The organism is Clostridium aromativorans, assembly GCF_020908015.1.
Classification (GTDB): Bacteria; Bacillota; Clostridia; order Clostridiales; family Clostridiaceae; genus Clostridium_B; species Clostridium_B aromativorans.
The window spans coordinates 75,024-81,244 of record NZ_JAJJPB010000017.1 but is presented as its reverse complement, the minus strand read 5'-3'; the positions used below and the strand labels follow the sequence as shown (position 1 = coordinate 81,244).

The following is a 6,221-nucleotide window of genomic DNA, read 5'->3' as shown; positions in this document are numbered from 1 at the left end:
TAATTATAGAAACTTACACATAGTTGCACACTCTGCATATTGCAGTATCATTGAAGCCCAATGCTTCTGCCTTTGTAACTTTTCCCTCTGCCACATGGATGACTTCATTCAGCAGTTTCTCGCCCAGCTGTTCTACCGTATCTTTTCCCGATAGAATTCCACTTGCATCAAAATCTATATTTCCCTTCATCTTTTCATTTGTAAATTTTATCTCCTTCACTTATATTGGATACCGAAAATTTATGATAGACAGGTATGTTGTCTACAATAGTAACCTTTTTCAATTCATCACCAATCTTGTACACAGCTGTATCCCCGGTATTTAGTTCCACCATAGCCACAGCCACATTATCTTTTTTGTCTACAATTAAGGAATTTATATTGTCATTCATAACCATTCCCCCTTAAAATTCATTTCATTTGCAATTAATATTAAAAATGCCAACCTATGCTGTCCATCCTCCGTCAACCATCAAATTTATACCCGTTATATATGAAGCTTTTGGTGATACTAAAAACAGAACTGTTTCTGCAACTTCTTCAGGCCTTCCCAGTCTTTTCATAGGTGTTTTATTAATGATCAAATTTCCCCAATATTTGTCCTCTAGCATTTTCTCAGTCATTTCCGTTTTTACAAAAGCTGGAGATACAGCATTTACCCTTATATTATATTTAGCCCATTCTACTGCCAATGCTTTAGTCAATTGCTTTATACCACCCTTAGTAACTGCATAGATACCTCTCTCCGGCAAAACCTGCTCGCTTTGAATTGAGGCTACATTTACAATTGCTCCACTCTTCTGAGCTATCATATGTTTTCCTGCTTCAATACAAGTAAAAAATGCACCTTTCAAATTGATATCAACCATGTAATCCCAATCTTCTTCTGTATAGCTTTCAACAGGTTTCCTTGTATTTACCCCTGCACAGTTAATCAACATGTCTATTTTGTTAAAGTGATTTATTGTCTCCGATATCAGATGTTTTATGTTTCCCAAATTAGAAACATCACAGGGTACACTATATACATCTAGTCCTTTATTTTTTAATTCAGATATTGCCCCCTCTTCACTCTCTCTTTTCTTACGATTTGCAATTACAACACTTGCCCCTTCTTCAGCTAAAAGCTTCACAATGGCAAAACCAATTCCCCTGCTGCCTCCAGTAACAATTGCCGTTTTCCCCGATAAACCATTCATTATTTATTCCCCCTAAAATTTATTTATTACATTTATAAAATACTGATTTTCAAACAGATATCTTTTTTTCATCTAACTTACGTATAGGATGCATAAAAGCCAGAACAACTAAAGCACTTACCAAAGCCAACGAGCCAGCTAATATAAAAGCACTCGTGAATTTCCCCGTTCCCTGGACAATATATCCTGTTATGCTTGGTGCAACAATACCTGCTGTATTTGATAAGAAATGAGCAAATCCGCCTACACCACCTACATTTGAACTCTTTACAGAATCCCCGATGGAAGCCCAAAAACTAGGGGTTGCTAAATATCCAAAGAACACTCCAAACGACATTAATATAATTGCCAACATGGTGCTATTAGCAAGCCCACATAAACCTACAGAAATGCCAAGACCTATAAGTGAAAAAAATATAACTAATTTTCTTGATCTAATAGTATTTCCCGTTCTTTTTACAACATAATCAGACAAAGTGCCCCCTAATACATAACCTAACATTCCAAATAGCCATGGTATAACATTCACTACACTCATATTTTTAATGCTCAAATGTCTTTCCATAACTAAATAACTTGGAAACCAGGTCATGAAAAAATATGTCATAAAATTAACTGCAAAAAAGGAAATTATAATTGACCATATAATTGGCTGTCTTAAATAAAAAGATAAAGTTTTTCTGTTCACTAAATCAGCTGATTTTTTCTTTTCACCTTCAACCGTATTACCATTAACAGACGTATTATGTGATTTTTCAAAATGCCTTAAAAAATCAAAAGGCGTATCATATGATAATATAAACCAAGATATTGTCCACAATAATCCCAATACAAGAAGTACAATAAAAGAAACACGCCATCCCCATTTAATAGCAATTAATCCTACCATCGGTCCACTTATTGCAGCTCCAAGTGACATTCCTGAATCTGAAATTCCTTTTGCTCTAGCTCTTTCCGTTGGTGAAAACCAATTTGTAATCATCTTATTTGATACTGAACTTATTGGTCCTTCAGACGCTCCAAATAAAAGTCTAAATACAAACAGTGAAGCAAATCCCCACGCAATTGCCGGTGCAAATGCAAAGAAAGACCAAAATATCATTGCAATCCCCATTGTTCTTTTAGGGCCAAATAAATCTGAACAATAACCTCCTATAAAACAAAATACTGCGTAGGTAAAAAAGAAACCGCTAAAAATATTTCCCATATCCGCTGCACTAAAATTGAATTCTTTCATTATATACGGAGCTGCTATTGAAAGTGCGGATCTATCAATATAATTTATCAGAGATCCGATAACCAATAGCACCAATATTAGCCATTTATATTTACTGATATTCATAAATTACCATATCCTCTCTTATTAAATTAGCGTAATTTTTAATAAGAAATCCATTACGCCACATGACTATAAGAATTTACCCTTAATAAATTTATGCCAGCCTATGCCCGCCGTATATGAATCTTTTGGAGATATCTACTCATTCTGAATGAAAGCTGTATTTACAATTATTCCGTCTTCTTATTGAGCAATTTCAATATTATTTTGAATTTTCAACTAATTCTTGATATAAGTTTGCCTTTATAGCATTGGCAATTCTCAATTTTCTACAGTAATCCAACAATCAAAAATCTTTATCTGAGCTGTCGCTCTATATGGAAATCATGCCGCTCAAATCGACAGCTCAAAATCTAATTTTTCATATAACCTTCATGTCTATATAAGTTTAAACTACTCACTAATTATATTTCTCTTTAACAATTCATCATGGTTAAAAATGTATTTTGGCTGACGTCCTTCAAAATAATCCATAACAGCTTCTACAGCTTTAACTGCCATTCTCTCCGACGCTTCTTTGGTCAATGCTGCAGAATGAGGTGACAGCATTATATTTTCAAGTTTCAACAGCTCATTATCAGGTGACGGTGGCTCCTGGGTAAACACATCAATACCTGCACCTGCAATTCTTTTTTCTTTAAGTACCTTCACCAATGCTCTTTCATCCATCAAACTTCCCCTTGCGGCATTTATTAAATAAGCAGTTTTCTTCATTGAATACAAGAGATCCTCTGTTACCATTCCTCTAGTCTGGGGCGTATCAGGACAATGCAGCGTTATAAAATCGGAATTTCTAAATAGCGTTTTTAAATCATCAACAAACTCATATTCGCTGTTTTGAAATTTATCTTTTAAATATGGATCAAATGCCAATATCTTCATATTAAACGCATTATGACATTTCTTGGCAACCAGAGCTCCGATTTTTCCCAAACCGACAACTCCAAGTATTTTTCCATCCATCTCTACAGACAAATTTGATCTTCTTGCTTTCCAATTGCCATTGCGCACGGACTTATCCATATAGGCTAGCTGCTTTGCCAGACACAACATCATGGAAATAGTATGTTCACATACTGAAACATTGTTTACACCAGGTAAATTGCAAACTAAGATTCCCCGCTTTGTAGCGGTATCAATATCTATATTGTCAACACCTGCACCAGTCCTCGATATGATTTTTAATTTAGGTGCATTTAAAATTATACTTTTCGTAATTTTTAAATTCGTCCTGAGAACAATAGCATCTGCATTTTTTGCCATAGATGCAACTGTTTTTTCATCTGGATTGGTAACAGTGGAAACATCAAATCTTTTATCTAACAATTTTCTCCCCTCAGGGTGTATTTCCTGAGATAACAATACCTGCTTCATTTCAACAGCCCTTCCTCAATTAAATATTTTTTAATTTCATCCACTTCGTTTTCCTTTAACGGCAGCAAAGGCAGTCTAGGTTCCATCCCATAATATCCAAGCAAATTCATAGCTGTTTTAACCGCTACTACACCACCATAACCTGAAATTTTAGGATTGAGTTTACAGAGCCTATCATTCAGTTTTTCAGCCTCTTCTCTTTTTCCCTCATTAAACAGTTCTTGAATTTTGCTGCAGAGATCAGGAAGGTAATTTGCCATGGAAAGCACTCCTCCTACAGCTCCCTTCTTTAATCCATCTAAAAATTTCATAATAGAACCAGACAAGACGTAAAAATCCGCTCCTTCAGGAACTGCACCAACATATTTGCCTATATCCTCCTTGGATGAATCCTTCATACCTACAATATTGGGATGCTGTGCAAGTACTGATACAGCCTTAGTCGATACCATGACACCATTGGCTGATTTTGGTATACAATATATCAGCAATGGAACTGGTGATGCATCCGCAACTGTAGTATAAAATTTAATCAGGGACTCGTCGTTCATTCTGCCAGGAAAATAATTTGGTGTAAGTACACTTACAAAATCAACTCCCACACTGGCTGCCTTTTTTGTAAATTCAATAGTTGCATAAGCTGATTCTCTGCCTGTTCCTACAATAAATGTTTTGTCATCGGATTTATTTTTTAACACCTCTTCAATTGCTTTAAGGCTTTCAGCATCTGTTAAACTCTTGAATTCACCATTGCTTCCCAGCAGCATATAGCCTTTTAGATGGGATACATTTAACTTTTTAATGTTCTTCCCCAATTCACCATAGCCCACTTTCTGATTGACAAATGGAGTTACAATTGGAGAAATTGTTCCATTGAGTTTTTCTTTTATGTTGTTCATATTAGTTCATTCCTTTCTTAAGAATATAATTTTTACTATAATATATTAGATACTGGATCTAAAACTTCAACTGCAATTTTAATATTTCCAAGTTCAGAACAATCCTTTTTCGCTTTAAAATCAAAACCTCTAAAAATATTACGCTTAAATTTCAGATAAGCATCATTGATCATCCCGCCAGTCCAAAAGATATTTTGATTGAGTTTTATCTGATCTTTGCAGACATTAATTGTATTGAACACAGGATCATAAGTTCCTATTAAAAGACCTAATAACATACTTTCTCTTGTACTCTCAAAGGTAAGGCCATTAAAAGCTCCCGTCTTTTTTTTCAGGCTGTGCCTGTCTCCTGCCAAATATGGTTCGAATTTCTCCTTTATTTCTGTAATATCCATATTAGAATACTTTCTATAGATATCCTGCAGATATTCAGAATAAAATTCCTCTTTGCTCATATCCTTACAGAACTCTTTCCTAAACCATTCCACTGCATTGCCGCCAACAGTTATAGCAAGATAGAGCCACCTGCCAGGAGTAACTGATGTACGAATATAGTAATGCCTGTCTGGAATAGGATTGTCCGTAGTAACAGTAATAATTTCATTACTTCCTGACACATTCAAAATATCACCAGTATTAACAGCACCGGCACCAAAGGCGGCACTTGCAGTGTCATTTGATCCTACAATTACTGGTACACCTTCGCGAAGCCCTGTCAATTCAGCTGCTGACTTTGACAGGTAACCTGCAATGCTCTTGGTTGGAACTATATCAGGCAGCTTATCCCTATCCATTCCAATTTCCCTGCAGATATCTTCAGACCATCCACTTTCTTTTAATGTCTCATACAACCCTGTGAAAGATGCATTTGAAGGATCTATCAAAAATTTTCCGACCATTTTTCTCAGGAAAAATGTATTAAAATGTCCAAATTTATACGTCTTTTTATAGACATCAGGTAAATTATCCTTGATCCAAAGCATACTCGTACATGTAATACCACCTGCAAACGGCAAATTGCCATTTATATTCATAAAATTATCGCCGCCAACTGCCCTTAGAGCAAACTCGGACTGTGCATAACTTCTCCTGTCCAAATGCAGTATCATAGGATAAACCGGATTTCCCTCTTTATCCATGGCAATCATTGACAACGCTACATCACCTATAACTACCTCTATTTTATCTTTATATTCCTCAAATTTCTTCAATCCGTCAATAAACGCCTTAAACATAAGATTTGCATCTATTTGAATCTTAAATCTATCTATAACCTCAAAATCGTATTCAACTTTAGTTGAACATAGATTTTTCCCTTTTCTATTAAATACGCCCATCTTAAGCGAAGAAGTGCCAAAATCTATTGATAATATATACAACTCATAACCCCCCAATTTAAAAACGTTTTCT

Annotated in this window: 7 protein-coding genes; all 7 read right to left on the bottom strand. The window is 35.3% G+C overall.

Annotation, left to right across the window (positions count from 1 at the left end; genetic code table 11):
• Positions 1-13: 13 nt before the first annotated feature.
• Entirely contained in the window at positions 14-220 is a 207-nt protein-coding gene (locus LN736_RS12895) for a UxaA family hydrolase (RefSeq protein WP_229981675.1), read from the bottom strand.
• Positions 195-392, bottom strand: coding sequence for a hypothetical protein (locus LN736_RS12890; RefSeq protein WP_229981674.1), 198 nt, complete (start codon positions 390-392; stop codon positions 195-197). The genes LN736_RS12895 and LN736_RS12890 overlap by 26 nt, the downstream gene beginning before the upstream one ends.
• Before the next feature lie 54 nt (positions 393-446).
• Positions 447-1,199 (bottom strand): SDR family NAD(P)-dependent oxidoreductase, encoded by a 753-nt coding sequence (locus tag LN736_RS12885; RefSeq protein WP_150357843.1) that lies wholly within the window; start codon positions 1,197-1,199, stop codon positions 447-449.
• Positions 1,200-1,248: 49 nt separating this feature from the next.
• Entirely contained in the window at positions 1,249-2,541 is a 1,293-nt protein-coding gene (locus LN736_RS12880) for an MFS transporter (protein ID WP_229981673.1), read from the bottom strand.
• Positions 2,542-2,931: 390 nt separating this feature from the next.
• Complete coding sequence (locus tag LN736_RS12875) at positions 2,932-3,912, bottom strand: hydroxyacid dehydrogenase (RefSeq protein ID WP_229981672.1); 981 nt, start codon at positions 3,910-3,912, stop codon at positions 2,932-2,934.
• Positions 3,909-4,811, bottom strand: a complete 903-nt coding sequence (locus tag LN736_RS12870) for a dihydrodipicolinate synthase family protein (RefSeq protein ID WP_229981671.1) — start codon at positions 4,809-4,811, stop codon at positions 3,909-3,911. The genes LN736_RS12875 and LN736_RS12870 overlap by 4 nt, the downstream gene beginning before the upstream one ends.
• Before the next feature lie 35 nt (positions 4,812-4,846).
• Positions 4,847-6,190 (bottom strand): FGGY-family carbohydrate kinase, encoded by a 1,344-nt coding sequence (locus LN736_RS12865; protein WP_229981670.1) that lies wholly within the window; start codon positions 6,188-6,190, stop codon positions 4,847-4,849.
• Positions 6,191-6,221: the final 31 nt, after the last annotated feature.